Origin of the sequence: Sphingomonas sp. PP-CE-3A-406 (assembly GCF_003688625.1) — a bacterium.
Classification (GTDB): domain Bacteria; phylum Pseudomonadota; class Alphaproteobacteria; order Sphingomonadales; family Sphingomonadaceae; genus Sphingomonas.
Window position 1 is genome coordinate 664,389 of sequence record NZ_RCWY01000002.1, and the last position, 25,318, is coordinate 689,706.

The following is a 25,318-nucleotide window of genomic DNA, read 5'->3' on the forward strand; positions in this document are numbered from 1 at the left end:
CCCTTATCGCGAACCGGCGGCCCTTGCATCCGCCTTTTTCGTGCGCAGCGTGGCGGACGCCGCGGCGGGGTCGTCGGGCCACGGATGCTTGGGGTAGCGCCCGCGCATTTCCTTCGCCACCGCGGTCCAGCTGCCCGCCCAGAATCCGGGGAGGTCTCGCGTCGTCTGGATGGGGCGGCCGGCGGGGGATGTGAGGCTCAGCACTAGCGGTACGCGCGCCTCGCCGATCGTCGGGTGGACCGCGAGGCCGAACAGGGCTTGCACGCGGAGTTCGACCCGGGGGCCACCTTCGGCAGCGTAGTCGATCGCGTGCGTGCTGCCGGCTGGGCTGGTGAAATCGGGCGGGGCGAGCCGGTTGATGGTCTGCATCGCGTCCCAGCCGAGCAGGTTGCGCAAGGCTTCGGCGAGCGCGCCGGGGGCGATCGCGTCGAGTCGGCGCTTGCCGGCCAGGAGCGGTGCGAGCCATTCGTCGGCGCGGGCGAGCAGGGTTTCGTCGTCGAGCGGTACGCCCGCATAGGCGGCACGGTCGCGCAGGGCTTGTGCGCCGTCGCTCCACGGTAGCAGCGCGAGGCCGTGCTCGCGGACGCCGCCGATGAGCGCGGCGAGGATCGCGTCGGGGTCCGCGCCGCTGTCGGGACCGCTCGACAGGCGGATCGCGCCGAGGCGGCGTTCGCGGACCGCCTGGATGCCGCCGGTCGTCGGGTCGAACGTGACGGTGCGACGGGATTCGATGCGGTCGGCAAAAAGGGCTTCGACGGTAGCCTGGTCGATCGCCACGGCGGAGAGAATGCGCGCGCCGGCGGCCAAGCCCTGCGTGTCGGCGACGGCGAGCCATTCGGAGCGGGCGAGTGGCGAGGTCGGATCGAGCTTGAACCCGCGGCCGCCGACCGAGGCCCAGGTTTCGCCGGACGCGTCACGGCGGCGTGCGACACGGTCGGGGAAGCCAAGTGCGACGCAAACTTCTGCTCCCCCGCCCGCTTGCGGGAGGGGGTTGGGGGGTGGGCGCCCGGTCTCGACGTCGCGCGGCGAGGATGGCGCGAGCCCACCCCCCAGCCCCCTCCCGCTTGCGGGAGGGGGGGCAAGTTTGGCCCAGCGATCGGCCATTGCTCTTGCCGCTTGCGCCTTGGCCCCGCGTTCGGTTTTCCAGCGGCGGAGGCGGGTTTCCAGGTCGACGTCCTGTCCACCGATCCCGCGCTCGCCCAGCAGGACTGCCACTTGAGCCGCGACCGGCGCCAACCCGCGCGCTCCCGCTCGCAACAGCATATGCGCCAACCTCGGCGGCATCGGCAGCTTCGCGATCGCGCGGCCATGCGAGGTCGGACGGCCGTCTTCGATGGCCTCCAGCGTCGTCAGCCGCGCCATCGCCTCGTCGATAGCGGCGGCGGGGGGCGGGTCGATCCAGCGGAGGTCTCGCGGATCGCCGACACCCCATAACGCGCAGGCTAGGACCAGCGCCGACAGGTCAGCCTCCAGAATTTCGGGTGGGTCGTACCGCGGAAGGCCGGCAGTCGCCGCCTCTTCCCACAACCGATACGCCATGCCGGGCCCAAGCCGCGCGGCGCGGCCCGCGCGTTGGGTGACCGCCGCCTGGCTGGCACGTTCGGTGACCAGCCGCGTCATACCGGCGGCGCGGTCGTAGCGGGGCCGTCTCGCGAGCCCCGAATCGACGACGATGCGGATGCCGTCGAGCGTCAGGCTGGTCTCGGCGATGCTGGTGGCGAGCACGACTTTGCGCCGACCATCCGGCTCGGGGAGGATCGCGGCGCGCTGGGCCGCGGGGTCGAGGCTGCCGTGGAGTTCGTGCAGGACGATGTCGTCGGGCAAATTGGCGAGGCGGTCGGCGGTCCGTTCGATCTCCGCGACGCCAGGGAGGAACGCGAGCACGCCGCCCTCCGCTTCGCCGAGTGCGCGGCGGATGGCGCTAGCGACCGAGTCCTCGATGCGTAGTTCGGCTTGGCGACCGATGTGGCGAAGGGTCAGGGGATAGCTCCGGCCTTCGCTTTCGATGACGGGGGCGCCGTCCATCAACGCAGCAAACCGCGCGCCATCGAGCGTTGCAGACATCGCGACGATGCGGAGGTCGGGGCGAAAGCCGGCTTGGACGTCGAGCGCCAGCGCAAGGCCGAAATCGCCGTCAAGGCTGCGTTCGTGGACTTCGTCGAACAGCACCGCGGAGACGCCGGCGAGTTCGGGATCGGCCTGAATGCGGGCGACGAAGATGCCCTCCGTGATGACCGTCACGCGAGTGGCGGCGGAGCGTTTGCTGTCCATGCGGGTGGCGTAGCCGAAGGTCTGGCCGACGGGTTCGCCCGCGGTAGAGGCCATGCGTTCGGCGGCGGCGCGGGCGGCCAGGCGGCGGGGGGATAGGAGGAGAATCTCGTCCGTGCACCAGGGTTCGGTGAGGAGGGCCGGCGCTACTGCGGTAGTCTTGCCCGCGCCTGGGGGAGCGACGAGGACCGCGGAGGTGCGGTCGCGGAGGGTGGCGAGGAGGTCGGGAAGGACTGCGAGGATCGGGAGCGGCGGCGGGGTCATCTGCGCCTGCTGCCACAGTAGCGGGGTTGGTGACAGGTTTTGCTGGGCCGCTTCCCTGCGAGGGTCGGATCACGATGGCAACGATTGCGCGCTTTCGATCCTCCCCCGCCAGGGGGAGGTGGCAGGCACTTGCCTGACGGAGGGGGAGGTAAGGGAAACCGATGTTTCGTATCCTCCCCCTCCGTCGCTTCGCGCCACCTCCCCCTGGCGGGGGAGGATCGTGAAGTTTGGCGACTGTTTGGGAAGCGGCACGCCCCCTCCCCCGTCATGCCGGGCCTGTTCCGGCATCCACCGTTCCGCGGGTTCGCCGGCCGTGGAGCCTGCGGAACGGTGGCCCCCAGAACAGGTCCGGGGTGACGGAGTAGAAGTGGGCACATTGGGGTAAAGACGAAGCGCGGCGCGGCGCGAGGTTGTGCGGCGTCGTACGAACGGCACAGCCCCGCCCCCACCACCGAAGGCTGGCAAGCGCCCGCGAACCTGCTAGACGCTGCGGCAGTAATCATGGCGTCTGATCCCTCCCCCACCTCGACAACGGCGACAGGCCGCACTTCCGACCGACTGCGCGGCAGGGTCGCGCGCGCCTGGGCGAGTCGGTGGACCAAGGCCGCGCTGGTGCTGGTCGTGCTCGGCTTCGTCGCGATCTTCGCGTTCTGGTTCGCGGTCATGCGCGACCTGCCGTCGGTCGATACGTTGCGGACGTATGAGCCGCCGCTGCCGACCAACGTCCGCGGCATCGATGGCGCGCCGATCCACAGCTACGCCCGCGAACGCCGCGTGGAACTGAGCTACGCCGAATATCCGCCGCTGCTCGTGAAGGCGTTCCTCGCTGCCGAGGACAAGTCGTTCTTCGAGCATCACGGCGTCGACTATCCCGGCCTCGCCGGCGCGGTGTACGATTATGCGACCAAGCTCGGCACCGGCAAGCGCGCCAAGGGCGGCTCGACGATTACGCAGCAGGTCGCGAAGAACCTGTTGATCGGCAACGCCTATTCGCCGTCGCGCAAACTGCGCGAGGCGGTGCTGGCGTACAAGATCGAGGACACGCTGACCAAGGAGCAGATCCTCGAGCTGTACCTCAACCAGATCGCGCTCGGGCGTAACGCGTTCGGCGTCGAGGCGGCGAGCCACGCCTATTTTGACAAGGAGCTCGACCAGCTCGATCTCGCGCAGATGGCGTATCTCGCGATCCTGCCCAAGGGCCCGTCGAACTACGATCCGGTGCGCAACACCGAGAAGGCGATGACGCGGCGCAACTATGTGCTCAACCGGATGCTCGACAACGGCTTCATCACGCGCGCGCAGCATGACCAGGCGAATGCCGAGCCGCTCGGCGCGGTGATGCGACGGACGCCGAAGTTCGAGAGCGTCGGCGGCTATTTCGTCGAGGAAGTCCGCCGCCAGCTGATGGCGAAGTTCGGCGAGAACGCGAAGGACGGACCCTACAGCGTCTACTCGGGCGGACTGTGGGTGCGGACCTCGTTCGACGCGAATTTGCAGGATCTGGCGCAGCAAGCGTTGCGTGATGGCCTGGTCCGGTTCGACAGCGGGCGCGGCTGGAACGGGCCGATCCGTCATGTCGAGATCGAGGACGACAACTGGCTCCAGCCGTTGCTCAACAGCAATATCGCGCTCGATTACCGCGATTGGGTCGCGGCGATCGTCACGGGCAAGGACGGCAACGCCTGGAGCCTCGGCTTCCGCACCGGCAAGACCGGCACGCTGCCGCGCTACGCGGCGCAGATGCCGGTGCGCGGCAAGGGCGGCAACGCGTTCGGCGCGATCAAGACGGGCGACATCATCGCGGTGGCGCCGGACGGCGGCGAATTCTCGCTGCGGGCGATCCCCAAGGTCTCGGGCGCGTTCGTCGTCGAGGAGCCGGCGTCGGGCCGCGTCCTGGCGATGCAGGGCGGCTTCGACGACCGCTTGCAGGCGTTCAACCGCGCAACGCAGGCGATGCGCCAGCCGGGTTCGACGATCAAGCCGATCGTCTATTCCGCCGCGCTCGACAACGGCATGACCCCCGCCTCGATCATCGTCGACGGGCCTTTCTGCGTCTATCAGGGCGCGCGGCTGGGGCAGAAATGCTTCCGCAACTTCGGCAATTCGCGCGGGTCCGGCCCGCACACGATGCGCTGGGGCATCGAGCAGTCGCGCAACCTGATGACCGTGCGCGCCGCCGCGCAGACCGGCATGCCGAAGGTCGTCGCGACGATCAAGAAGATGGGCGTCGGCGATTATGCGCCGTATCTCTCCTATGCGCTCGGCGCCGGCGAGACGACCGTCGGGCGGATGGTCAACGCGTATTCGATCCTTGCCAACAACGGCAAGGGCGGGCCGCCGTCGCTGATCGACTTCGTCCAGGATCGCCACGGGAAAGTGATCTGGCCCGAGAACTGGCGACCCTGCGATCGCTGCAACGCGCCCGACTGGGACGGCAAGCCGATGCCGCGGCCGATCACGCGCCAGCGCCAAGTGCTCGACGCGATGACCGCGTACCAGATGGTCCACATCACCGAGGGCGTCGTCCAGCGCGGCACCGCGGTGACGTTGCGCGATCTCGACCGGCCGATGTTCGGCAAGACAGGCACCAACAACGGGCCGACCGACGTGTGGTTCGTCGGGGGCACGCCGCAGTTCGTCGGCGGGCTGTATATCGGGTTCGACACGCCGAAGAACCTTGGTGGCGCGGCACAAGGCGGTACGCTCGCCGCGCCGATCTTCAAGCAGTTCGCGGTCAAGGCGTATGAGGATCTGCCCAAGCTGCCGTTCCGTGCGCCGGCGGGGATCCGTATGGTCCGGGTCGATCGCGCGAGTGGCCGGCCGGTCTATGGCACGTGGCCCGATACCAGCGATCCGAAGCCTGCGGTGATCTGGGAAGCGTTCAAGCCCGAGAGCGAACCGCGGCGTGCCGCACGACGCTCGGATGTCGCCCCCACGGCTGCTACGACGACGACCGCGGTGAAGAAGGCCGAAGCCCCGCGCGACAGCGATTTCTTGCAAAGACAAGGCGGAATCTACTAGCGCGCTTATATAGACGTCATCCCGGCGCCCGCCGGAGACCCGCCCCGCTCGCTTGGGACGGCGATCCCGGCCTCCGCTGGGACGACGAAATTTCCCCGGCCTTCGCCGGGGCGGCGGAATTTTTGGAGAATATCATGCGCGCCGAAGCGCAGGCTCACGTAGACACCATCAACGACGCGCTGGCGCTGCTGCGCCGCTTCCTCGACTGGGACCGCGCGCTGCGTCGTCTCGACGAGCTGAACGCGCGCGTCGAGGATCAGGCGCTCTGGTCCGATCCCAAGGCCGCGCAGGAGGTGATGCGCGAGCGTCGTCGTCTCGACGAGGCGATCAGCGCGACGCGCGCGATCCAGAGCGAACTGTCGGACACCGCCGAGCTGATCGAGATGGCCGAGGCCGAGGGCGATACCGAGATGGAAGCGGACGGCGTTGCGTCGCTCGCCGAACTCGCCGCGCGTGCCGACAAGGACAAGATCAAGGCGCTGCTGGCAGGCGAGGCCGACGCGAACGACACCTATATCGAGGTCAACGCGGGCGCCGGCGGGACCGAGAGCCAGGACTGGGCCGGCATGCTCAGCCGGATGTATTCGCGCTGGGGCGAGCGCCACGGCCTGAAGGTCGAACTGGTCGACCAGCATTCGGGCGAGCAGGCGGGGATAAAGTCCGCCACGCTGCTGCTTAAGGGCGAGAACGCGTACGGTTACGCGAAGACCGAGAGCGGCGTGCACCGGCTCGTCCGGATCAGCCCGTACGACTCGGCGGCGCGGCGTCACACGTCGTTCGCCAGCGTCTGGGTCTATCCGGTCGTCGACGACAATATCGAGGTCGAATACAACGAGAGCGACCTGCGCATCGACACGTATCGTGCGTCGGGCGCCGGCGGCCAGCACATCAACACGACCGATTCGGCGGTGCGCATCACGCACATCCCGACCGGCATCGTCGTGCAGTGCCAGAACCAGCGTTCGCAGCACAAGAACAAGGCCGAGGCGTACAACCAGCTCCGCGCGCGTCTGTACGAGCGCGAACTGGCGATCCGCGAGACCGCGGCGAATGCCGAGAATGCCGGCAAGACCGACATCGGCTGGGGTCACCAGATCCGATCGTACGTGCTTCAGCCGTACCAGATGGTGAAGGACCTGCGCACCGGCGTGGTGTCGACCAGCCCGTCGGACGTGCTCGACGGCGATCTCGAAATGTTCATGGCGGCGGCGCTGTCGCAGCGCGTGACCGGCGAGGCCGTCGAGGTGGAGGACGTCGATTGAGCTTGCGGGGTGCCCTTGCCCTGATGGTCCTGCCGATGCTCTCGCTGGCAGCGTGCGACGGCAGCAAGCCGCTGATCAAGCGCGAGACCAAGGAGCCGGTCTTCCCCGCCGCCGATCGCCCGGTCGCGTCGATCGTCTCGGCGCGCTGGTCGAACGAAGAAGCGCGCGATCGGCTCAACGAGGCTGGCGAGGTCATGAACAAGGCCGAGATCCGCAAGGGCATGACGGTCGCGGACATTGGCGCGGGCGAAGGCTATTACACGATCCGCATGGCCGCCCGCGTCGGCAAGACCGGCCGCGTGCTGGCCGAAGACATTCTTCCCGCCGTGCGCGACCAGCTGGCGGAACGCGTCGCGCGCGAGGACCTGGCGAACGTCAGCGTGAAACTCGGCGAGGCGAACGACCCCAAGTTGCCGGAGGCTAGTTTCGACCGCGTCGTGATGGTCCATATGTATCACGAGATCGAGCAGCCCTACGAATTCCTGTGGCGGCTGCGGCCGTCGCTGAAGCCCGACGGGCTGGTGGTGGTGGTGGATGCGAATCGCCCGACGCAGAACCACGGCACGCCGCCCGCGCTGTTGAAATGCGAGTTCGCGTCGGTGGGGTATACGCAGGTCGACATGGACGACATGCCGTCCGCCGGGGGGTATCTCGCGACATTCCGCGCGACCGGGCCGCGGCCCGCGCCGGAAGCGATTCGGGCGTGCCGGCTGAAGTAACTTCGGCTTTGGCGTCGCGATCCGAGGCGCTAATTTAACCGATTGCACCACCCCGGCGGAGGCTGGGGTCCAATTGGAAAGATCGAAGTAACTGCAAACTGCGCGTAGTTGGCAACGTCCCCCAATTGGGCCCCGGCCTTCGCCGGGGTGGTGCGTTTGAGGTGAGTGTTCCTCACACCACCCCCATCGCGCGCAGGCTCGTCACCCGCTCCCCCGCGATCACCAAGTGATCGAGCAAGACCACCTCCAACGTCCGTAACCCCGCCGCCAGCGCCCGCGTGAACGCGACGTCCCGCGCGCTCGGCGTAGCATCCCCGCTCGGATGGTTATGCGCGATGATCACCCCGTGAGCATCGAACGCCAACGCATCCGCCGCGATCGTCCGGATAGAGATCGCCACCTGATCCCGCCCCCCGACGACGTGCCGCATCCCGAGAAGCCTCCGATTCGGATCAAGATACGCTACCGCCACCGTCTCAACGGAGGCCTTACCCAACTCCGCGAACAGCGCGCGTGCCGCGGCGAAGTCGGCGATACGACATGAAGGCACGGGCGACGGCGGCACATACCCGCCTGCCCCGCGACACCGGCGACCGCACGCGCAACTACATCCGCTTGAGCCCCCGCCGCCGCATCGCTACGCAAACCCGATGCGCCAATATCTAGACCTCATGGACCGCGTGCTCTCGACCGGCGTCGAGACGATGGACCGCACCGGCACCGGCACGCTCAGCGTGTTCGGCGCGCAGATGCGGTTCGATCTCGCGCAGGGCTTCCCCGTGCTCACCACCAAGAAGCTCCACCTCCGCTCGATCATCGTCGAGCTCCTCTGGTTCCTCCGCGGCGACACCAACGTGCGCTGGTTGCAGGATCGGAAAGTCGCGATCTGGGACGAATGGGCTGACGAGAATGGCGACCTCGGCCCGGTCTACGGCAAGCAGTGGCGCGACTGGGTCGCTGCGGACGATCGCCACATCGACCAGATCGCCGAGCTGATCGATCAGATCAGGACCAACCCCGCTTCGCGCCGCCAGATCGTCAGCGCGTGGAACCCGGGCGACCTCCACGCGATGGCGCTCGCGCCGTGCCACTGCCTGTTCCAGACGCATGTCGCGAACGGCAAGCTGTCGCTCCAGCTCTACCAGCGCTCGGGCGACATCTTCCTCGGCGTGCCGTTCAACATCGCCAGCTACGCGTTGCTCACGCACATCCTCGCGCAGCAATGCGGGCTCGAGGTCGGCGAGTTCATCTGGACCGGCGGCGATTGCCACCTCTATTCGAACCATCTGGAGCAGGCGCAACTGCAACTGATGCGCTCGCCCGGACCTCTCCCGCGCCTCGAAATTCTCCGGAAACCGGATTCGATCGACGCCTACGCGTATGAGGATTTCGTCCTCCACGACTATTTCGCGCAGGCGCACATCAAGGCCCCCGTCGCGGTCTAAATAGAGAGCGACCCCGCGGCAGCGCCGCGCGACCGAATCGCAATAGGAACCGCGCGTGCGCTGTGCGGTTCAGATGCGCATGGATATCACACAGCTCATTCTCGACGAACACGCGCAGCAGCGCGCACTGTTCGCGCAGATCGATTCGATCGACGCCAAGGACACCGAGGCGCTGTCCGCGCTCTGGACCCGCCTCAAGAACCTGCTCGACGCGCATGCCGAGGCGGAGGAGCGCTTCTTCTACCCGCGGCTGATGAAGATCGGCACCGGCGGCAACGACGCAGACTCGGCCGCAGAGGAGACCGAGGACGCGATCGAGGATCACAACGACATCCGCGACACCGGCCAAGCGGTCGACAAGCACCCGGTCGGCTCGGACGCATGGTTCGAAGCGGTCGGCGAGTGCAACAAGGCGAACAGCGATCATCTGGCCGAGGAAGAACGCCAGGGCCTGACCGATTTCCGCAAGCACGCAACGCTGGAAGAGCGGCATGAACTGGGCGTGCGGTTCGCGGCGTTCGAGGCGAACCATCTGAACGGGGTGAAGGTCGTCGACAAGGATCCCGAGGCGTATGTGAAGGAACACGCGCCGAGCTGAACCACACCGTTTATCTACCACCCCGGCGAAGGCCGGGGCCCAATTGGCAAGGCCGGAGTAACGTAGCGCAGCACTCATCAACGACGTTCCCCAATTGGGCCCCGGCCTTCGCCGGGGTGGAGTTAACGGCGGGATGCCGACGTAAAACGGGAGAGTAGCTCTCCGCCCCCCATTCCGGCATGACCGCCGCATGATCACCTTCTACCTCGCCCGCGCCAGCAACGGCGTCATCGGCCGCGACGGGCAACTCCCCTGGCGCCTCCCCGCCGACCTGAAGCGCTTCAAGGCGCTCACGATGGGCAAGCCGATGGTGATGGGCCGCAAAACCTTCGAGAGCTTCCCGAGCCCCCTCCCCGGTCGCCGCCATATCGTCCTGACGCGGGGCGACTGGAGCGCTGAGGGCGCGGACGTTGCACGCTCGGTCGAAGAAGCGCTCGCAATGGCGGGCGACGACGTGGCGGTGATCGGTGGTGCGCAAATTTACGCGCAACTCCTTTCCCACGCGGATCGCATCGAGCTGACCGAAGTCCACGCCGCCCCCGACGGCGACGCGACCGTCCCCGCCTTCGACGGCTGGCACGAGATCGCGCGCGAAGACCACCCCGCCGAAAACGACCGCCCGGCCTACAGCTTCGTCACGCTTACCCGCCCCTGAGCCGTTCTCCCGCGAAGGCGTGAGCCCAGACTGGACTCCCGCCTTTGCGGGAGAACAACGAGGCGCAGCAGGCAACCGCACGGAAGGACTATCGCCTTTCGCGACGGCTGGTTACTGACCCGCGCATGCAACGTCTCGACGGCGGTGCGGTGCTCCCGTCGTATCTGGCGAACGGGATCGTCGCGCTGGGGAATTTCGATGGATTTCACCTTGGTCACCAGGCGGTGGTCGCGCGCGCGGTCGCCTGGGCGCGGGCCGAGGGGCGTCCGGCGCTGGTGGCGACGTTCGATCCGCACCCGGTCCGCCATTTCCGCCCCGATACCCCGCCGTTCCGCCTGACCACGCTCGATCAACGCCTGGAGCTGTTCAAGAAAGCCGGCGCCGATGCGATGATCGTGTTCAATTTCGATGGCGATCTCGCCGCGCTGACCGCCGAGCGCTTCATCACCGAACGGCTCGAACGCAACCTCCGCGTCGCGGGCGTCGTCACCGGCGAGGACTTCACCTTCGGCAAGGGCAAGGCCGGCACCGTCCGCACGCTCGCCTCGCGTGGGCCTGCGCACGGATTTCGCGCGGAAACGGTGAGCGCGATCGAGCTGGAGGGCGAGACCGTCTCGTCCACCCGCATCCGCGAGGCACTGCGCGCTGGCGACATGGCCACCGCCACCCGCCTGCTGACGCGGCCGTTCGCGATCCAGGGTTTCGTCCAGCACGGCGACAAGGTCGGCCGCACGATCGGCTATCCGACCGCCAATCTCGACATGGGCAATTATCTGCGCCCCGCCTACGGGATCTACGCGGTGACCGGGCGGCTGGAGGACGGGCGCGTGCTCAAGGGCGCCGCGAACCTGGGAGTCCGCCCGAGCTTCGATCCGCCCAAGGAACTGCTCGAGCCGCATTTCTTCGATTTCGGCGAAGACCTGTACGGCCAGCGGATCGAGGTTGCGCTGATCGAGTATCTCCGCCCCGAGGCCAAGTTCGCGAACATGAACGCGCTCATTACCCAGATGGACGCCGACTGTCAGAGAGCGCACGCGATCCTTGGCGCCTCCCCTCCCTGAAAGGGAGGGGTTGGGGGTGGGTCGGCCCGTTGGCTAGCGCTAGCTCCTGCCCCATGCCGACCCACCCCCGGCCCCTCCCTTCCAGGGAGGGGAGCAGGAAGGGGAAGTGTTTGTGTGTCCCCCGTCGCTCGGCTACAGCCCGGCCCACTTATGACCGATACTCCCGCGCCCGCCCGCGATTACCGCGACACCGTCTTCCTGCCGAAGACCGACTTCCCGATGAAGGCGGGTCTCGCCGCCAAGGAGCCGGCGATCCTCGAGCGCTGGGCGAAGCTCGGCATCTACGACCGGTTGCGTGAACAGCGGCTCGGGCGCGAGCGGTTCATCCTGCATGACGGCCCGCCCTACGCGAACGGCGACATCCACATGGGCCACGCGATGAACAAGGTCCTGAAGGACATCATCGTCCGCTCGCAGTCGCTGATGGGCAAGGACGCGCCCTACGTCCCCGGCTGGGACTGCCACGGCCTGCCGATCGAGTGGAAGGTCGAGGAAGCGTACCGCGCCAAGAAGCTCAACAAGGACGACGTCCCCGTCGAGCAGTTCCGCGCCGAATGCCGCGCCTATGCCGAGAAATGGGTGGCGGTGCAGAAGGCCGAGTTCGAACGGCTCGGCGTGATGGGCGACTGGGCCGATCCGTACCTGACGATGAAGTACGAGGCGGAAGCCGCCATCGTCGGCGAGTTGCTGAAGTTCGCCGAGAGCGGCCAGCTATACCGTGGCGCCAAACCGGTGATGTGGTCGCCGGTCGAGAAGACCGCGCTCGCCGAAGCCGAGGTCGAGTATGAGGACATAGTCTCCACGCAGATCGACGTCGCGTTCGAGATCGACTCTGCGCCGAACGCTCCCGAATTGGAGGGTGCCTATGCGGTGATCTGGACGACCACGCCGTGGACGATCCCGGTAAACCAGGCGCTGAGCTATGGGCCTGAGATCGAGTATGTGGCGATCAACAACGGCAGCATCGTTTTTCTGGTCGCTGCTGAGCGGTTATTTGATTGGACGTTCGAAAAAAATCGTCAAAAACGCGAAGGCGGTTTCTCCGATGAACGATTGAACGGTATTCTCCCGGATCGCGAAATTTGGCGTGGCAAAGGCTCCGACCTCGAAGGCGCAACCGCACGCCACCCAATGCACGCGCTCGGCGGGTTCTTCGCGAAGCCGCGCCCGTTCCTCCCCGGCGAGTTCGTCACGACCGACGCGGGCACCGGTCTCGTCCACATGGCGCCGGACCACGGCGAGGACGATTTCGAACTCTGCAAGCAATACGGCATCGACCCGGTCTTCGCGATCGACGGCGCGGGGATGTACCGCGCCGACTGGGCATGGCTCGGCGGCCAGGGCAGCGTCATCAACAAGAAGTTCGTGAGCGCCGACGGCCCGATCTGCACCGACCTGCGCGAAGCTGGCGCGTTGCTGGCGGCGAGCGACGACTTCAAGCACAGCTACCCGCATTCGTGGCGCTCGAAGGCGAAAGTGATCTTCCGCGCGACCCCGCAATGGTTCATCCCGATGGACTCTGCTTCTGCTCCCTCTCCCCTCCGGGGAGAGGGTCGGGGTGAGGGGCAGCCCAGCAATGCTGCGTCCGGAACAGCCCCTCAGCCCAGCCCTCTCCCCGACGGGGAGAGGGAGCCAGGCAACGGCGCCACTCTCCGCGAGATCGCGCTCGATGCGATCGCCGCCACCACCTGGATCCCCGCGCGTGCGGAAAACCGGATCACGTCGATGGTGCAGGGCCGTCCCGATTGGGTCATCTCGCGCCAGCGCGCCTGGGGCGTGCCGATCGCGCTGTTCGTGAACCGCGCCACCGGCCAGTACCTCAACGATCCCGCCGTCAATGCGCGCATCGTCGCAGCCTTCCGCGAGAACGGCGCGGATGCATGGTACGCCGACCGCCACCAGGCGTTGCTCGGCCCCGACTACGACCTCGCCGACTATGAGGTCGTGAAGGACATCCTCGACGTCTGGTTCGACTCCGGCTGCACACACGTCTTCACGGTCGAAGCACGCTACGGCGAAGGCACGCGCGCGAACCTGTATCTCGAAGGCTCGGACCAACATCGCGGCTGGTTCCAGTCGTCGCTGCTCGAAAGCTGCGGCACGCGCGGTCGCGCGCCCTACGACGCGGTCCTGACGCACGGCTTCGCGCTCGACGGCCAAGGCCGCAAGATGTCGAAGTCGCTCGGCAACGTCGTCGATCCGCTCAAGATCATCGGCGAGTCCGGCGCCGACATCCTGCGCATGTGGGTCGCCTCGACCGACTATTTCGACGACGTGAAGATCGGCAAGGAAGTGCTCGCCACCGCCTCCGACGCGTACCGGAAGCTGCGCAACACGTTCCGCTACATGCTCGGCGCACTCGAAGACTTCGACGAGTCGGAGCGCGTCGCTGTATCCGACATGCCCGAGCTCGAGCGCTACGTGCTCCACCGCCTCGGCATGATCGACACCGAACTGCGCCAAGCGGCGGAAGCCTATGAGTTCAACCGCTACACGCGTCTGCTGACCGACTTCGCGAACGAGGACCTGTCCGCGTTCTTCTTCGATATCCGCAAGGACTCGCTCTATTGCGACGCGCCGAGGGACATCAAGCGTCGGTCGTACCGCACCGTCCTCGACGTGCTGTTCCACGCGCTCGTCCGCTACGCCGCGCCGGTGCTTTGTTTCACCGCCGAGGAAGTGTGGCAGTCGCGCTTCCCCAACGACGACAGCTCGGTGCACTACCTCGAATGGCCGTCGCTGCCCGAGGTGGAGGATGGCATCGAGGTCGGGAAGAAGTGGACGCAGATCCGTGCACTTCGCGAAACGGTTACTGAAGCGATCGAACCCATGCGTCGCGAAAAGACCGTGCGTTCGAGTTTGGAGGCAGAGGTCACGATCAAATCGATGTCGCCTCTCGCACCGACTGAAGCTGCGGAACTGGCCGAAGCCTTCATCGTCGCCAAGGTCACGCCGGGCGACGCGGTCACCGTGACGCGCACCGACTTCCACAAATGCGGCCGCTGCTGGCGCCACCTTCCCGAGGTGAGCGTCGACGGCGAGCTTTGCAACCGATGCGACGAGGTAGTGGTCGATGCGTAACCTGCCAAAAGCCGGGTTCGGCGCGGCGATCGCGCTCTTCCTAGCCGACCAGCTCAGCAAATGGGCGGTGACCAAGCCGCTCGGGATCGATTCGCTCGGCGATTCGCAGACGATCACGTCGTTCTTCGACCTGCGCTTCGTCCCCAACATCGGCATCTCGCTCGGGCTGCTTCCCGCCGACGGTCACCTGACCCGCTGGGCGCTAGTGCTGCTGACCGGCGCGATCGCGGTCGGCGTCGCGGTGTGGATGACGCGCGAGAAGAACCCCGCCGACCAGGTGGCGCTGGGCTTCGTGCTCGGCGGCGCGATCGGCAATATCCTCGACCGGATCCGGCTCGGCTACGTCGTCGATTTCGCCGACCTGCATATCGGCGAGTGGCGTCCGTTTTTGGTCTTCAATGTCGCCGATGCAGCGATTACTGTCGGCGTGCTCGTCCTGCTTGTTCGGGCGCTCCTCGTGCGCGAGAAGCCCCCTGTGGAGAATTCCCATGCGTAAGTTCGTACCCCTGGCCGCCGGGCCCGTCGTCGCCTTGGCGAGCGCCGTCGTCCTCCTGTCCGGCTGTGCGACAAGCAAGAGCCTCGATCGTGCGCGTCCCGACGAGTTCGCGGTCGCGCGCCAGGCGCCGCTGGTCATCCCGCCCGACTTCGCGCTGGTGCCGCCGCAGCCCGGCGCCGCCCGCCCGCAGGATACCGCGGCCAACGCGCAGACGCTCGACGCGCTGTTCGGCGGCACCGCCGCGCGCAGCCCTGCGGAGACCGGCGTGCTGAACGATGCCGGCGCCGATTCGGACGATCCCGGCATCCGCTCCAGCGCGGGCGATCCCGACACGACCGTCGTCGACAAGGGCAGCACGACCCGCGACATCGTCGCCGCCCCTGAAGGCGACGGCCAGGACGCGCGCGCCAAGGCAAACTGATCGGGGTTTTCCCGTCGTACGAAAAAGGGCGACTCCTCGCGGGGCCGCCCTTTTTCGTATCTGCCGTTCTTGGTCCACCGCCCCACTCCCGTCATCCTGACGAACGTCAGGATCCAGAGCCATGAGCGGAACGCCTGCGGCTCTGGATCCTGGGTCAAGCCCAGGATGACGGTCTTGGTATTGCGGAACCTCTACCCGCCTTGTTCTCCCGCGAAGGCGGGAGCCCAGACTGGATCCCCGTCTTCGCAGGGAAACAAGGTTCAGGGGAGACCTCTCCTCAGAGCGATCAGAACGCCGCGGTCAGCGATACCAGGACCTTGCCGCCGGCGATCGAACCGGTGCCGTCCTGGCCACGGCTGAAGCTCGGCTGGAGATACGCCGATTCGCGCTTCGAGATATCGGTGTCGACATACGCGACCCCCAGCGTGAGCGGCGTCGTCGGGATCACGTAATCCGCACCCAGCAGCCAGTCCCAATACTCGCCGGTCGGCGACACGCTGGTCGCGAACGGCCCGAGGCCCTTGTTGCCGCGCGAATAGCCGACATGCGCCTTCACGGTCACGCCGGTGGTCGGGATCCCGCTGCTGACGTCGCCCCACAGATAGAGGTTGTCGTCCTTGGCGTTGACGCGGTCGTACACGCCGTTCGCGGCCGACGTGCCGTTGGTATACCACGGCCCCAGTGCCTGCTGCTTGGGCGCATAGGCGACGCCCGCGAGAAGCGCGACCGGCCCGGCGGTGCCCGACAGCTTGGCATAGGGCTCGATGAAGTCGGTGTTGTCGAAGCCGCCCGGATACATGTACCAGGTCGCACCGACGTCGATCGCGCCGCCGCCGACCGGCACCTTGTAGCCTGCGATCAGGTCGAGCTCCATGTTGGCGCCGCCGAACGTGCCCCAGCCGGACAGGTTCGACGCCCAGGTCCCGATATAGACGCCGCTCTTGTGCGCGATCGTGATGCCGCCCTGGACGGCGAGGTTCTCGTCCGACTGCGACACGCCGCGGAAGCGATAGTCGCTGACGAGACCGACCGAACCCGTGACCGTAACCTCCTTGGGAGGCGCGGTGTCGTCCTGCGCGAACGCGGGCGTTGCGGCAGCCAAAGCAATGCCGCCGAGAAGAAGTGTGGTGAAGCGCATCGTTTCCCTTTCGATACCGGAAGTCGATGTCCGCCCTGCATCCGCGGACGCCGCATCTTTAGGGGCCGAACCCCAGCGCGGTCTTTCCGACGATGACATCGGGATGACAGCGCATGGTGCAGCGCACAAGCGAATCTTGCGTACAATCGGGCTTTGACAGCACGCATGTTGCGCATGCGCCACAGTGTCGCCGCGTAGTCGGCGCCGGCCGCAGGTACGTCTCAGCGCGCCACTATGCTGATCGAACGCCGTTTTTCCCAGCCTTCGCGCTCCAGTTCCGGGGTGACCGCGTCGATCTCCGGAGATCCGATGCAGAGATACGCGACGAGCTGCCACGTCTCGGGCACGTCCAGAATCTCGCGGATACGCGACGGGTCGAGGATCGAGACCCAGCCGAGGCCGATCCCGTGTGCGCGCGCCGCCAACCAGAGCGTGTGGACCGCGATGACGGCGGAATACGCGACGCTCTCGGGCATGGTCCGGCGGCCGAGGCCGTGGCCCTGCGCTGGATCGGGTTCGACGAACACCGCGACATGACACGGCGCCTGTTCGAGCCCCGCGAGCTTGAGCCGCGCGTAATTGGCCGCCCGCGTTTCGTCCTGCGTCGCCAACGCCGCTGCATTGCACGCCTCGAAATCGGCGCGGACCGCGGCGCGGCGTGCAGGGTCGTCGACCGTGACGAACCGCCACGGCTGACTGAGTCCGACCGATGGGGCGGCGCTCGCCGTCTCTAGCAACCGGTCGAGCAGCCCGCCCGGCAACGCATCGCGCCGAAACCGCCGGACGTCGCGGCGCCAGCGAAACAGCGCGTCCAGCTCGGCCTGGAACGCCGTGCCGAAGATGGGTGCGTCGATCTCCCGCGCGGACACGCCTCGATCGGAAATCGTCTAGACCTTTGCGGCAGAGAACGCAGCGAGCCCGGCTTCGAGATCGGCGATCAGGTCTGCCGGGTCTTCGAGGCCGATCTGGAGGCGGACCATCGGGCCTGCGGCGTCGCGCTTGGTGACGCTGCGGTAGCGGTGCGGGTCGGCGGGGATGGCGAGGCTCTCGAAGCCGCCCCAGCTATAGCCTATGCCGAACAGCTGCAGCGCGTCGATCAGCGCAGCGCGGGAGGTTTCGTCTCCGCCGTTGAGGACGAACGAGAAGAGGCCGCTGGAGCCCTTGAAGTCGCGGACGAACAGGTCGTGGCCGGGGCAGTCGGGGAGCGCCGGGTGGAGGACCTGCGCGACTTCCGGGCGCGATTGCAGCCACTTGGCGATGGTCAGCGCGCTCGACTGATGCTGCGCGAGGCGGACCGCCATCGTGCGGAGACCACGGCTGCCGAGCCAGCAATCGTCGGGGCTGGCGACCTGGCCGAGCTGGAAACTCGTCTCGCGCAGTTTCTTGAAATGGCCGGGCGCTGCGGTGACCGAGCCGAGCATGACGTCCGAATGGCCGACGACGTACTTGGTGCCGGCAAGGATCGTCAGGTCGACGCCGCGCTCGATCGCGGGGAAGAACAGCGGGGTGGCCCAGGTGTTGTCGAGCAGGGTGGTCACACCCCTCGCCTTCGCGGCGGCGACGATCGCGGGGACGTCCTGCACCTCGAAGCTCAGCGATCCGGGACTTTCCATAAATATGGCCCGCGTGTTCTCGCCCATCAGGTCGGCGATGCCCGCGCCGATCATCGGGTCGTAATAGCGCGTCGTGATCCCGAACCGCTTGAGCAAGCCACCCGCCATCCCGCGCGTCGGGTCGTAGGCGCTGTCGACCAGCAGCAGTTCGTCGCCGGGGGACAGCACCGACAGCAGAGCCGCCGCGATCGCCGCGACGCCCGAGCAATAGAGGAACGTCCCCTCCGCGCCGGGCTCGAGCGAAGTCAGCGCGTCGGCAAGGCTCCACTGCGTCGGCGTGCCCTTGCGCCCGTAGAACAGCCGGTGATGCGTATCGCGCGTGGCGCTTTCGGGGAGATGGCCGACCGAATCGTAGAGAATCGTCGAGGCGCGCCAGACCGGCGGGCTGACGATGCCCTGCGTCCACTCCTTGCGACGGCCGGCGAGGACGACCTTGGTCGCGTCGCCGACCGGCTTGTTCGTATCGCTCATGCTGTGCCTGTCGCCTTGGGTGTCTCGGGATCGCCGCCCCATTCTGACCAGCTGCCGTCGTACAGCGCCGCGTCGTTGCCGAGCAGATGCGCGCCGAACGCGAGCACCGACGCGGTGATGCCCGAGCCGCAGGTCATCACGATCGGCTTCGCCAGGTCGATGCCCGCCTTGTCGAACTCGGCTTTCAGCGCGTCGCCGGTCTTCCACGTGCCATCCGCGTTGAACACCGCGCCCTGCGGCAGGTTCTTCGAGCCCGGAATATGCCCCGGCGCGGTGCCCGGCCGCGGATCTTCCTCCGCGCCGGTGAAGCGCGACGCGGACCGCGCGTCGAGCACCTGCTCCGCGCCGCTCTCGACGTTCGCCTTCATCTGATCCAGATCGCGCACGCCCTTCAGGTCCGCCCAGGTCGTGAAGTGGCGATGCCGCGGCGTCTCTTTGCCCGTCGCGATCTCCCGCCCCTCGGCCTGCCATTTGGCAAGCCCACCATCGAGGATCGCCACGTTGTGCGCGCCGAACAGCCGCAGCAACCACCACGCGCGCGCCGCCGTGTGCCAGGGCGAGCTGTCGTACAGCACGATCCGGCTGCCATCGCCGAGCCCCAGCGTCTGCATCCGGCTCGCGAACTTCTCCGCCGACGGGAGCGTATTCGGCAGGTCGCTGTCGGTATCCCGCAACTCGCTGAGGTTCATGAACACCGCGCCCGGAATATGCGCCGCCTCATACTCCGCCGCCGCATCGCGGCCCTCGGCATAGGTCGCGTCGACGATCCGCAGATCGCCCCCTCCTGATGCCGCGCCCAGTTCGTTCGCCAGCCATTCGGTGCTTACCAACGCGTCCATATGCCGCTCCTTGTGCTCGATCGGTCAGTAGCCAGCCGGGCCGCTCGCGTCGAGGGAGGCGAGGAACCCGGCCGCCTGCGCCCGCGTCGCCTCGCGGTCCGCCTCGGACTGTTTCGCCCAGTTGCGATACGGCATCGCCAGCCGGTTGTTGCGCCCCAGCTTGTCCTCGTGCCGCGCGAGGAAATCCCAGTACAGCGCGTTGAACGGACACGCATCGGGCCCGATCCGCTGCTTCACGTTATACCGGCAGGTCCCGCAGTAATCGGACATCCGGTCGATATACGCGCCCGACGAAATATACGGCTTCGACCCGAGCAGCCCGCCATCGCCGAACTGGCTCATCCCCAGCGTGTTGGGCAGTTCGACCCACTCGTAGGCGTCGACATACACTTCCAGATACCATTGATGCACCTTGGCCGGGTCCGCGCCGATCAGCAGCGCGAAATTGCCCGTGACCATCAGCCGCTGGATATGGTGCGCGTGCGCGGTCTCCAGCGTCTGGCCGATCGCCTCGCGCAGGCAGTGCATGTCGGTCTCGCCGGTCCAGTACCAGCCGGGGAGTTCGCGGTGGTGATCGAGGAAGTTGCGCTCGACATAGTCCGGCCCCTCGCGCCAGTAGATCCCGCGCATATATTCGCGCCAGCCGATGATCTGACGAATATACCCCTCGACCGCGTTCAGCGGTGCGCGCCTGGCGCGATATTCCGCATCAGCCCGCCGGCAAAGGTCGAGCGGATCGAGCAGCCCCGAATTGATGTACGGCGACAGGATCGAGTGCCACAGATGCCGCTCGCCGGTGAGCATCGCATCCTCGTAGTCACCGAATTGCGCCAGCGCGTGCTTGAAGAAGTTCGCCGCCTGCCGCTCGGCATCTGCGGCAGTCACGGCGTACTCGAAGCCATCGAGGCTCCCCGGGTGATCCGCGAACCTTTCCGCCACCAGCGCCAGCACATCCTGCGTGATCGCGTCCGGCGCGAACACCAGCGGGCGCGGCATCAGCAGGTCGTTCTTGGCGGGCTTCCGGTTCTCCTTGTCGAAGTTCCAGCGATCGCCCTCGGGCTTGCCGGCGGTCATCAACAGTCCGGTGCGCGTCCGCATCTGGCGGTAGAACCACTCCATCGTCAGCGACTTGCGCTCGGCGGCCCAGGTCTCGAAATCGGCATGGCTGGCGAGGAAGCGGTCGTCGCTGCGGATCTCGACGGGGATGCCGAACAGCGTCTCCCAGCTTTCGAGCATCGCCATCACGCGCCACTCGCCGCCCTCGGTGACGACGATCCGCTCGGGGTCAAGCCGCTCGATAGCGCGCGCGATCTCGCCGGTGAAGCTGCCCGCATTGTCGGGGTCGTCGAGCTGTGTGTATTCGACCGTCCACCCGGCCTCGCGCAGCGCCTCGGCATGGTGCCGCATCGCCGACAGGATATACGCGATCTTGCGCTTGTGGTGACGGACGTAGGTCGTCTCCTCGTCGACCTCCATCATCAGCACGATCGTGGTTTCGGGATCACAGTCCCGCAGCGAGGCGATGTCGATCGTCAGCTGGTCGCCGAGGATCGGTACGAGTGTGGTTTTCTTGCGCGTCATCGCATCCTACATGGCGGCACATGACCGCTCCCCAGAACCCATTGCATCTCGGCCAGAACAGCGCCCTCCCCGCCTGTCCAGAAGAGGCCGTGCTCGATTATGTTCCGAACCCGCGACCGGGCCGCACGTATCTAGTACGGTTCGCGGCGCCCGAATTCACGTCGCTGTGCCCCGTCACCGGCCAGCCCGACTTCGCACACCTCGTTATCGACTACGTCCCCGGCGAGACGATCGTCGAGTCGAAGTCGCTGAAACTCTTCCTGAGCAGCTTCCGCAACCATGCGGGTTTCCACGAAGACTGCACCGTCGGCATCGGCGAGCGCCTGTTCGACGAGATGAAACCGGTGTGGCTGCGCATCGGCGGTTACTGGTATCCGCGCGGTGGAATCCCGATCGACGTGTTCTGGCAATCGAGTGCACCGCCGCAAGACCTGTGGTTGCCGGACCAGGGAGTCGCCCCCTATCGCGGTCGTGGATGAGGGCCCAAGTCGACGACGCGAAATATCGATTTGATTTAGATTGATATTATTCCCGTGCTGCACTGCAGTATGTGATGAAACTTTATGCTACCTGAACCGTTCAAATGGATGCGCGACCGGGTTCTCCCAGAAGTGCGCGCTCAAACGAGGGACAGGGTATGGTGAAACCGGCGGACGGTGGGAATATCGCGCGACTGGCGCTGATCGGTAATTTCCTGCCGAGACAGTGCGGGATCGCCACCTTCACGACCGACGTTTTCACGGCCATGCGCGCGCGCTTCCCCGAGATCGCCGTCGACGTCTACGCGATGGACGATCATCCCGGCAAATACGACTACCCCGCCGAAGTCACCGGCACGATCCCCGAGCCCGATCTGTCGGCCTATATCGACACCGCGCGGAAGATCGAGGCCAGCGGTGCGCAGGCGATCTGGCTTCAGCACGAATACGGCATCTTCGGTGGCCCGGCCGGCGAGCACATCCTCGCGCTGCTCGATCGCACCACGCTGCCGGTCATCGTCACGCTGCACACCATCCTCGAAAAGCCCAACGCCGATGAGCGCCGCGTACTCGAAGGGCTGCTGCGTCGCGCCGCTCGCGTGATCGTCATGGCCGAACGTGGCCGCGACATTCTCCAGCGCGTCTACGGTGCCAATTCGCGCCAGATCGTCATGATCCCGCACGGCGTGCCCGATCGCGACCTGCTCGATCCCGCCGTGCTGAAGGGCAAGTTCGGCTGGGAAGGGCGGAAGGTCATGCTGACGTTCGGCCTGCTCGCCCCCAACAAGGGGATCGAGACGGTCATCAACGCGCTCCCCGCGGTGATCGCGAAGCATCCCGACCTGCTGTACGTCGTGCTTGGCGCGACCCACCCGAACCTCGTCGCGTACGAGGGCGAGAAGTACCGCGACAAGCTGAAGGCGCTCGCCGCCGAGAAGGGGGTCGCCGACAACGTCTCGTTCGTCGATGCCTTCCTCGAGCATGGCGAGCTGCTCGATTATCTCCAGGCGTCGGACGTCTATGTGACGCCGTACACCAACCCCGCGCAGATCACGTCGGGCACGCTCAGCTACGCGATCGGCGTCGGCAAGCCCGTCATCTCGACGCCGTACGTGCATGCGACCGAGATCCTCGCGGATGGCCACGGCGTGCTCGTCCCGTTCGGTGACGTCGATGCGTTCGCGCGCGAGATCGATGCGCTGATGTCGAACGACCGCGATCGCAATCGTCTGGCCGAGCGTGCCTATGCGCGCGGCCGCACGATGATCTGGCCGAAGCTCGCCGAGGCGATGATGACGGAGATCCGTGCGATCGTGGCGGCGCGCCCTTTTCGCCTCGCCAAGGTGCCAGCCCCGCTGAAGCAGCTGACGCCTGATTTCGCCGCGGTCGAGCGGATGAGCGATTCGACCGGCATGCTCCAGCACTCGATCTATTCGATCCCCGATCGTCGCCACGGCTATTGCATCGACGATAACTGCCGCGCGCTGATGCTGATGAGCGCACTGCCCGATCTCGACGACGTCACCCGCGACAAGTGGATGACGATCTACGCGTCGTTCGTGCAATACGCCTGGAACCCGGACACGCGCCGGTTCCGCAACTTCATGAACTTCGATCGCACCTGGTGCGAGGATTCGGGCTCGGAAGATTCGAACGGCCGCACGCTCTGGTCGCTCGGCGTCACCGCGCGCGATGCGCAGGCCGCCAAGCACCGCGACTGGGCGACGGCAATGTTCGATTCCACCGCGTCGATGGCGCTCGAACTCGGCTCTTTGCGCGCGCAGGCGTTCGCGATGCTTGGCGCGGCGGCGATGCTGGAGGCCAAGCCCGGTCACCAGCTGTCGCTGTCGATCCTCGAAGCCTTCCCCAAGGTCCATCTCGACCTGCTCGCCAAGGCGCGCCGTCCCGAGTGGCAGTGGTTCGAGATCGTGCTCGCCTACGACAATACGCGCCTTCCACAGGCGCTGATCCGTGCAGGCCAGGCGCTCGGCCGTCAGGACCTGATCGATTGTGGCCTCGCCACGCTCGACTGGATCGTCGCCAAGCAGACCTCGCCGGAGGGCCGCTTCCGCGCGGTCGGGTCGGAGAGCTTCAACCGCCCCTATGCCGAGCCGTTGCAGTTCGACCAGCAGCCGCTCGAGGCGCAGGCGACCGTCGATGCGTGCGCTGCGGCGTATGACGCCACCGGCGACGTGCGCTGGCGTGACGAGGCGTTGCGTGCCTACGGCTGGTTCCTCGGCGTCAACGACCTCGACCTGCCGCTCGCGAGCGTCGCGGATGGCGGTTGCTATGACGGTTTGATGCCGACCGGGCTCAACCGAAACCAGGGCGCCGAGTCGATTTTGGCGCTCCAACTCGCAAGTTGTGCCATTTCAGGGGTATCAAAGGCAGCGCAAAGCGTGGCAGGAGCGGCGCGCGTCGTCGCCTAGCCACGCTAGAGACAGCCTGACAGGCGACGGTGCGCTGAGTGGAACGACGCGGGGCACTGCTACGATGGATCTGTTCAACCACCAGCTGCGGCTGCACGCGGACCCTTCGCGCGTCGTCGTGCGGCCGTTCCATATCGCCTGGGGCGGTCATGGCGGCGCACCGAGCCGCACCGAGCGGCTCGTCGGCGAAGTGCTGGAAATGTCGCCCGCACAGGCGCGTGCGCAGCTCGAGGTCGTGCTGAAGGATTTCGAGGCACGCCATTGGCAGACGCGGCGCGTGTTCATGACGCGCTACGACCAGATCGAGGACATGCTCGGGCTGAACGGCGCGGAGATCGGCGACGAGAAGCGCCAGCTGATCGGCGCGTATTTCTGCCACGAATACAGCTATGCCGCCGCCGCGCTGATGAACCCCAGCGCGGTGCCGCATTTCGATCAGTCGGGCATGCCGCCGGGCTCGATGCGCATCCTCATGTCGCTGCGGGCCGTCGGCGAGGGTCACATCTCGTCGGTCGCGTTCCGCGAGGGCATCATCACCTGCGAAAACCAGATGAAGCTCGCGCCGGAACCGCCGTTCGCGACCGCGACCGACGCGGTCGGCAGCGGCGAGGACGAGATGCCGATCGGCCCCGTCACCGTCTATCGCCACCGCGACAGCACGCTGAGCGGCACGGTGATCTTCCCGATCACGCAGGCGCAGTCGAAGGGCCTCGAGGATCTCCGCATCGTCCGCTTCCAGCACGAGGACGGCGATTACGAGTGGATCGGCACGTACACTGCGTATAATGGCTCGGTGATCCAGTCCGAACTGATGCGCACCCGCGATTTCCGCGCGTTCGACCTCGTGCCGATGACCGGCCCCGCGGCGCGCAACAAGGGTATGGCGCTGTTCCCGCGGAAGGTGAACGGCCAGTACATGATGATCGGCCGGCAGGACGGCGAGAATCTGTTCCTGCTCAAGTCCGACACGCTGACCGATTGGGACGACGGCGAGAAGATCCTGACGCCCGAATATCCGTGGGAGCTGGTGCAGATCGGCAATTGCGGCCCGCCGATCGAGCTCGACGAGGGCTGGCTGCTACTGACGCACGGCGTCGGTGCGATGCGGAAGTATTCGATCGGCGCGGTGCTGCTCGACAAGGACGATCCGTCGAAGGTGATCGGCCGGACGAGCCAGCCGATTTTGGCGGCTAAGGACCAGGATCGCGAGGGCTATGTGCCCAACGTCGTCTACAGCTGCGGTGCGTTGAAGCATGGCGACACGATCTTCATGCCGTACGGCATCGCGGACAGCTCGGTGGGCTTCGCGTTCGTGCCGATCAAGGACATGCTTGCTGCGATGAAGTGACGGGGGCGTCCCACGGACGCCATCCTTCTCCCCTGCGTAAGCACTACCCTGGCACTAAGCCGCCACCCCCGCGTAAGCACCACCCCGGCGAAGGCCGGGGCCCAATTGGGGGACGCAGATAACGGCGAA

General features: G+C 66.8%; 20 protein-coding genes. 13 read left to right on the forward strand and 7 right to left on the reverse strand.

Translation table 11 applies throughout. The features are described 5' to 3' along the window. Positions 1-3: 3 nt before the first annotated feature. Entirely contained in the window at positions 4-2,532 is a 2,529-nt protein-coding gene (gene hrpB, locus C8J44_RS09555) for an ATP-dependent helicase HrpB (protein ID WP_121904300.1), read from the reverse strand. Positions 2,533-3,033: 501 nt separating this feature from the next. Between hrpB and C8J44_RS09560 the strand changes: the two genes are divergently transcribed. From C8J44_RS09560 to C8J44_RS09570, 3 genes are all read left to right on the forward strand, one after another. Next, positions 3,034-5,553: a penicillin-binding protein 1A gene (locus C8J44_RS09560; protein WP_121904301.1), complete on the forward strand. Its 2,520-nt coding sequence runs from the start codon at positions 3,034-3,036 to the stop codon at positions 5,551-5,553. Positions 5,554-5,687: 134 nt separating this feature from the next. Continuing rightward, complete coding sequence (gene prfB, locus C8J44_RS09565; RefSeq protein ID WP_056051599.1) at positions 5,688-6,815, forward strand: peptide chain release factor 2; 1,128 nt, start codon at positions 5,688-5,690, stop codon at positions 6,813-6,815. A 23-nt stretch (positions 6,816-6,838) separates the two neighbouring features. Continuing rightward, positions 6,839-7,534, forward strand: coding sequence for a class I SAM-dependent methyltransferase (locus C8J44_RS09570; protein ID WP_121904302.1), 696 nt, complete (start codon positions 6,839-6,841; stop codon positions 7,532-7,534). Positions 7,535-7,706: 172 nt separating this feature from the next. On the opposite strand, the gene C8J44_RS09575 is transcribed toward C8J44_RS09570, so the two are convergent. After that, a complete protein-coding gene (locus tag C8J44_RS09575) occupies positions 7,707-8,099 on the reverse strand; it encodes a JAB domain-containing protein (protein ID WP_121904303.1) in 393 nt (130 codons plus the stop codon). A gap of 85 nt (positions 8,100-8,184) precedes the next feature. Here C8J44_RS09575 and C8J44_RS09580 point away from each other — a divergent pair, with 85 nt between their 5' ends. From C8J44_RS09580 to C8J44_RS09610, 7 genes are all read left to right on the forward strand, one after another. Continuing rightward, on the forward strand, positions 8,185-8,979 hold the full coding sequence (locus C8J44_RS09580) for a thymidylate synthase (RefSeq protein ID WP_121904304.1): 795 nt from the start codon (positions 8,185-8,187) through the stop codon (positions 8,977-8,979). 79 nt (positions 8,980-9,058) lie between these two features. Next, positions 9,059-9,577 (forward strand): hemerythrin domain-containing protein, encoded by a 519-nt coding sequence (locus C8J44_RS09585; RefSeq protein WP_060526557.1) that lies wholly within the window; start codon positions 9,059-9,061, stop codon positions 9,575-9,577. Between the two features lie 190 nt (positions 9,578-9,767). After that, positions 9,768-10,232: a dihydrofolate reductase gene (locus tag C8J44_RS09590; RefSeq protein ID WP_121904305.1), complete on the forward strand. Its 465-nt coding sequence runs from the start codon at positions 9,768-9,770 to the stop codon at positions 10,230-10,232. Positions 10,233-10,357: 125 nt separating this feature from the next. Then, complete coding sequence (locus C8J44_RS09595; protein ID WP_121904306.1) at positions 10,358-11,293, forward strand: bifunctional riboflavin kinase/FAD synthetase; 936 nt, start codon at positions 10,358-10,360, stop codon at positions 11,291-11,293. A gap of 150 nt (positions 11,294-11,443) precedes the next feature. Beyond that, positions 11,444-14,374 (forward strand): isoleucine--tRNA ligase, encoded by a 2,931-nt coding sequence (ileS, locus tag C8J44_RS09600; RefSeq protein WP_121904307.1) that lies wholly within the window; start codon positions 11,444-11,446, stop codon positions 14,372-14,374. Continuing rightward, the gene (lspA, locus tag C8J44_RS09605) at positions 14,367-14,870 is read left to right on the forward strand and encodes a signal peptidase II (protein ID WP_121904308.1); all 504 of its coding nucleotides are present in this window, start codon (positions 14,367-14,369) and stop codon (positions 14,868-14,870) included. The genes ileS and lspA overlap by 8 nt, the downstream gene beginning before the upstream one ends. Beyond that, positions 14,863-15,291, forward strand: coding sequence for a DUF3035 domain-containing protein (locus C8J44_RS09610; RefSeq protein ID WP_056051615.1), 429 nt, complete (start codon positions 14,863-14,865; stop codon positions 15,289-15,291). The genes lspA and C8J44_RS09610 overlap by 8 nt, the downstream gene beginning before the upstream one ends. A gap of 286 nt (positions 15,292-15,577) precedes the next feature. Here C8J44_RS09610 and C8J44_RS09615 read toward each other — a convergent pair whose 3' ends face one another. The 5 genes from C8J44_RS09615 to C8J44_RS09635 form a co-directional block, all read right to left on the reverse strand. Then, positions 15,578-16,429, reverse strand: coding sequence for a TorF family putative porin (locus C8J44_RS09615; RefSeq protein ID WP_056051616.1), 852 nt, complete (start codon positions 16,427-16,429; stop codon positions 15,578-15,580). 221 nt (positions 16,430-16,650) lie between these two features. Beyond that, positions 16,651-17,298: a 5,6-dimethylbenzimidazole synthase gene (gene bluB / locus C8J44_RS09620; protein WP_259466793.1), complete on the reverse strand. Its 648-nt coding sequence runs from the start codon at positions 17,296-17,298 to the stop codon at positions 16,651-16,653. Positions 17,299-17,316: 18 nt separating this feature from the next. After that, a complete protein-coding gene (gene metC / locus C8J44_RS09625) occupies positions 17,317-18,513 on the reverse strand; it encodes a cystathionine beta-lyase (protein WP_121904309.1) in 1,197 nt (398 codons plus the stop codon). After that, positions 18,510-19,352, reverse strand: a complete 843-nt coding sequence (locus C8J44_RS09630) for a sulfurtransferase (protein WP_121904310.1) — start codon at positions 19,350-19,352, stop codon at positions 18,510-18,512. Before C8J44_RS09630 ends, metC begins: the two co-directional genes overlap by 4 nt. A 24-nt stretch (positions 19,353-19,376) precedes the next feature. Continuing rightward, positions 19,377-20,933 carry a cryptochrome/photolyase family protein gene (locus tag C8J44_RS09635; RefSeq protein WP_121904311.1) on the reverse strand — a complete coding sequence of 519 codons (1,557 nt, stop codon included), beginning with the start codon at positions 20,931-20,933 and terminating at the stop codon, positions 19,377-19,379. 20 nt (positions 20,934-20,953) lie between these two features. Here C8J44_RS09635 and queF point away from each other — a divergent pair, with 20 nt between their 5' ends. The 3 genes from queF to C8J44_RS09650 all read left to right on the forward strand — a co-directional run bounded on the left by queF (position 20,954) and on the right by C8J44_RS09650 (position 25,189). After that, positions 20,954-21,412 carry a preQ(1) synthase gene (queF, locus tag C8J44_RS09640; RefSeq protein ID WP_121904312.1) on the forward strand — a complete coding sequence of 153 codons (459 nt, stop codon included), beginning with the start codon at positions 20,954-20,956 and terminating at the stop codon, positions 21,410-21,412. Positions 21,413-21,570: 158 nt separating this feature from the next. Further along, positions 21,571-23,841 carry a glycosyltransferase family 4 protein gene (locus C8J44_RS09645; RefSeq protein ID WP_121904313.1) on the forward strand — a complete coding sequence of 757 codons (2,271 nt, stop codon included), beginning with the start codon at positions 21,571-21,573 and terminating at the stop codon, positions 23,839-23,841. Positions 23,842-23,905: 64 nt separating this feature from the next. Further along, the gene (locus C8J44_RS09650) at positions 23,906-25,189 is read left to right on the forward strand and encodes a glycoside hydrolase family 130 protein (protein WP_056051630.1); all 1,284 of its coding nucleotides are present in this window, start codon (positions 23,906-23,908) and stop codon (positions 25,187-25,189) included. Positions 25,190-25,318: the final 129 nt, after the last annotated feature.

What these genes read in the sequence shown, in the direction of transcription:
- hrpB (WP_121904300.1), bottom strand. Translation starts at nt 2,532, where the DNA reads ATGACCCCGCCGCCGCTCCCGATCCTCGCAGTCCTTCCCGACCTCCTC.
- C8J44_RS09560 (WP_121904301.1), top strand. Translation starts at nt 3,034, where the DNA reads ATGGCGTCTGATCCCTCCCCCACCTCGACAACGGCGACAGGCCGCACT.
- prfB (WP_056051599.1), top strand. Translation starts at nt 5,688, where the DNA reads ATGCGCGCCGAAGCGCAGGCTCACGTAGACACCATCAACGACGCGCTG.
- C8J44_RS09570 (WP_121904302.1), top strand. Translation starts at nt 6,839, where the DNA reads ATGGTCCTGCCGATGCTCTCGCTGGCAGCGTGCGACGGCAGCAAGCCG.
- C8J44_RS09580 (WP_121904304.1), top strand. Translation starts at nt 8,185, where the DNA reads ATGCGCCAATATCTAGACCTCATGGACCGCGTGCTCTCGACCGGCGTC.
- C8J44_RS09585 (WP_060526557.1), top strand. Translation starts at nt 9,059, where the DNA reads ATGGATATCACACAGCTCATTCTCGACGAACACGCGCAGCAGCGCGCA.
- C8J44_RS09590 (WP_121904305.1), top strand. Translation starts at nt 9,768, where the DNA reads ATGATCACCTTCTACCTCGCCCGCGCCAGCAACGGCGTCATCGGCCGC.
- C8J44_RS09595 (WP_121904306.1), top strand. Translation starts at nt 10,358, where the DNA reads ATGCAACGTCTCGACGGCGGTGCGGTGCTCCCGTCGTATCTGGCGAAC.
- ileS (WP_121904307.1), top strand. Translation starts at nt 11,444, where the DNA reads ATGACCGATACTCCCGCGCCCGCCCGCGATTACCGCGACACCGTCTTC.
- lspA (WP_121904308.1), top strand. Translation starts at nt 14,367, where the DNA reads ATGCGTAACCTGCCAAAAGCCGGGTTCGGCGCGGCGATCGCGCTCTTC.
- C8J44_RS09610 (WP_056051615.1), top strand. Translation starts at nt 14,863, where the DNA reads ATGCGTAAGTTCGTACCCCTGGCCGCCGGGCCCGTCGTCGCCTTGGCG.
- C8J44_RS09615 (WP_056051616.1), bottom strand. Translation starts at nt 16,429, where the DNA reads ATGCGCTTCACCACACTTCTTCTCGGCGGCATTGCTTTGGCTGCCGCA.
- metC (WP_121904309.1), bottom strand. Translation starts at nt 18,513, where the DNA reads ATGAGCGATACGAACAAGCCGGTCGGCGACGCGACCAAGGTCGTCCTC.
- C8J44_RS09630 (WP_121904310.1), bottom strand. Translation starts at nt 19,352, where the DNA reads ATGGACGCGTTGGTAAGCACCGAATGGCTGGCGAACGAACTGGGCGCG.
- C8J44_RS09635 (WP_121904311.1), bottom strand. Translation starts at nt 20,933, where the DNA reads ATGACGCGCAAGAAAACCACACTCGTACCGATCCTCGGCGACCAGCTG.
- queF (WP_121904312.1), top strand. Translation starts at nt 20,954, where the DNA reads ATGACCGCTCCCCAGAACCCATTGCATCTCGGCCAGAACAGCGCCCTC.
- C8J44_RS09645 (WP_121904313.1), top strand. Translation starts at nt 21,571, where the DNA reads ATGGTGAAACCGGCGGACGGTGGGAATATCGCGCGACTGGCGCTGATC.
- C8J44_RS09650 (WP_056051630.1), top strand. Translation starts at nt 23,906, where the DNA reads ATGGATCTGTTCAACCACCAGCTGCGGCTGCACGCGGACCCTTCGCGC.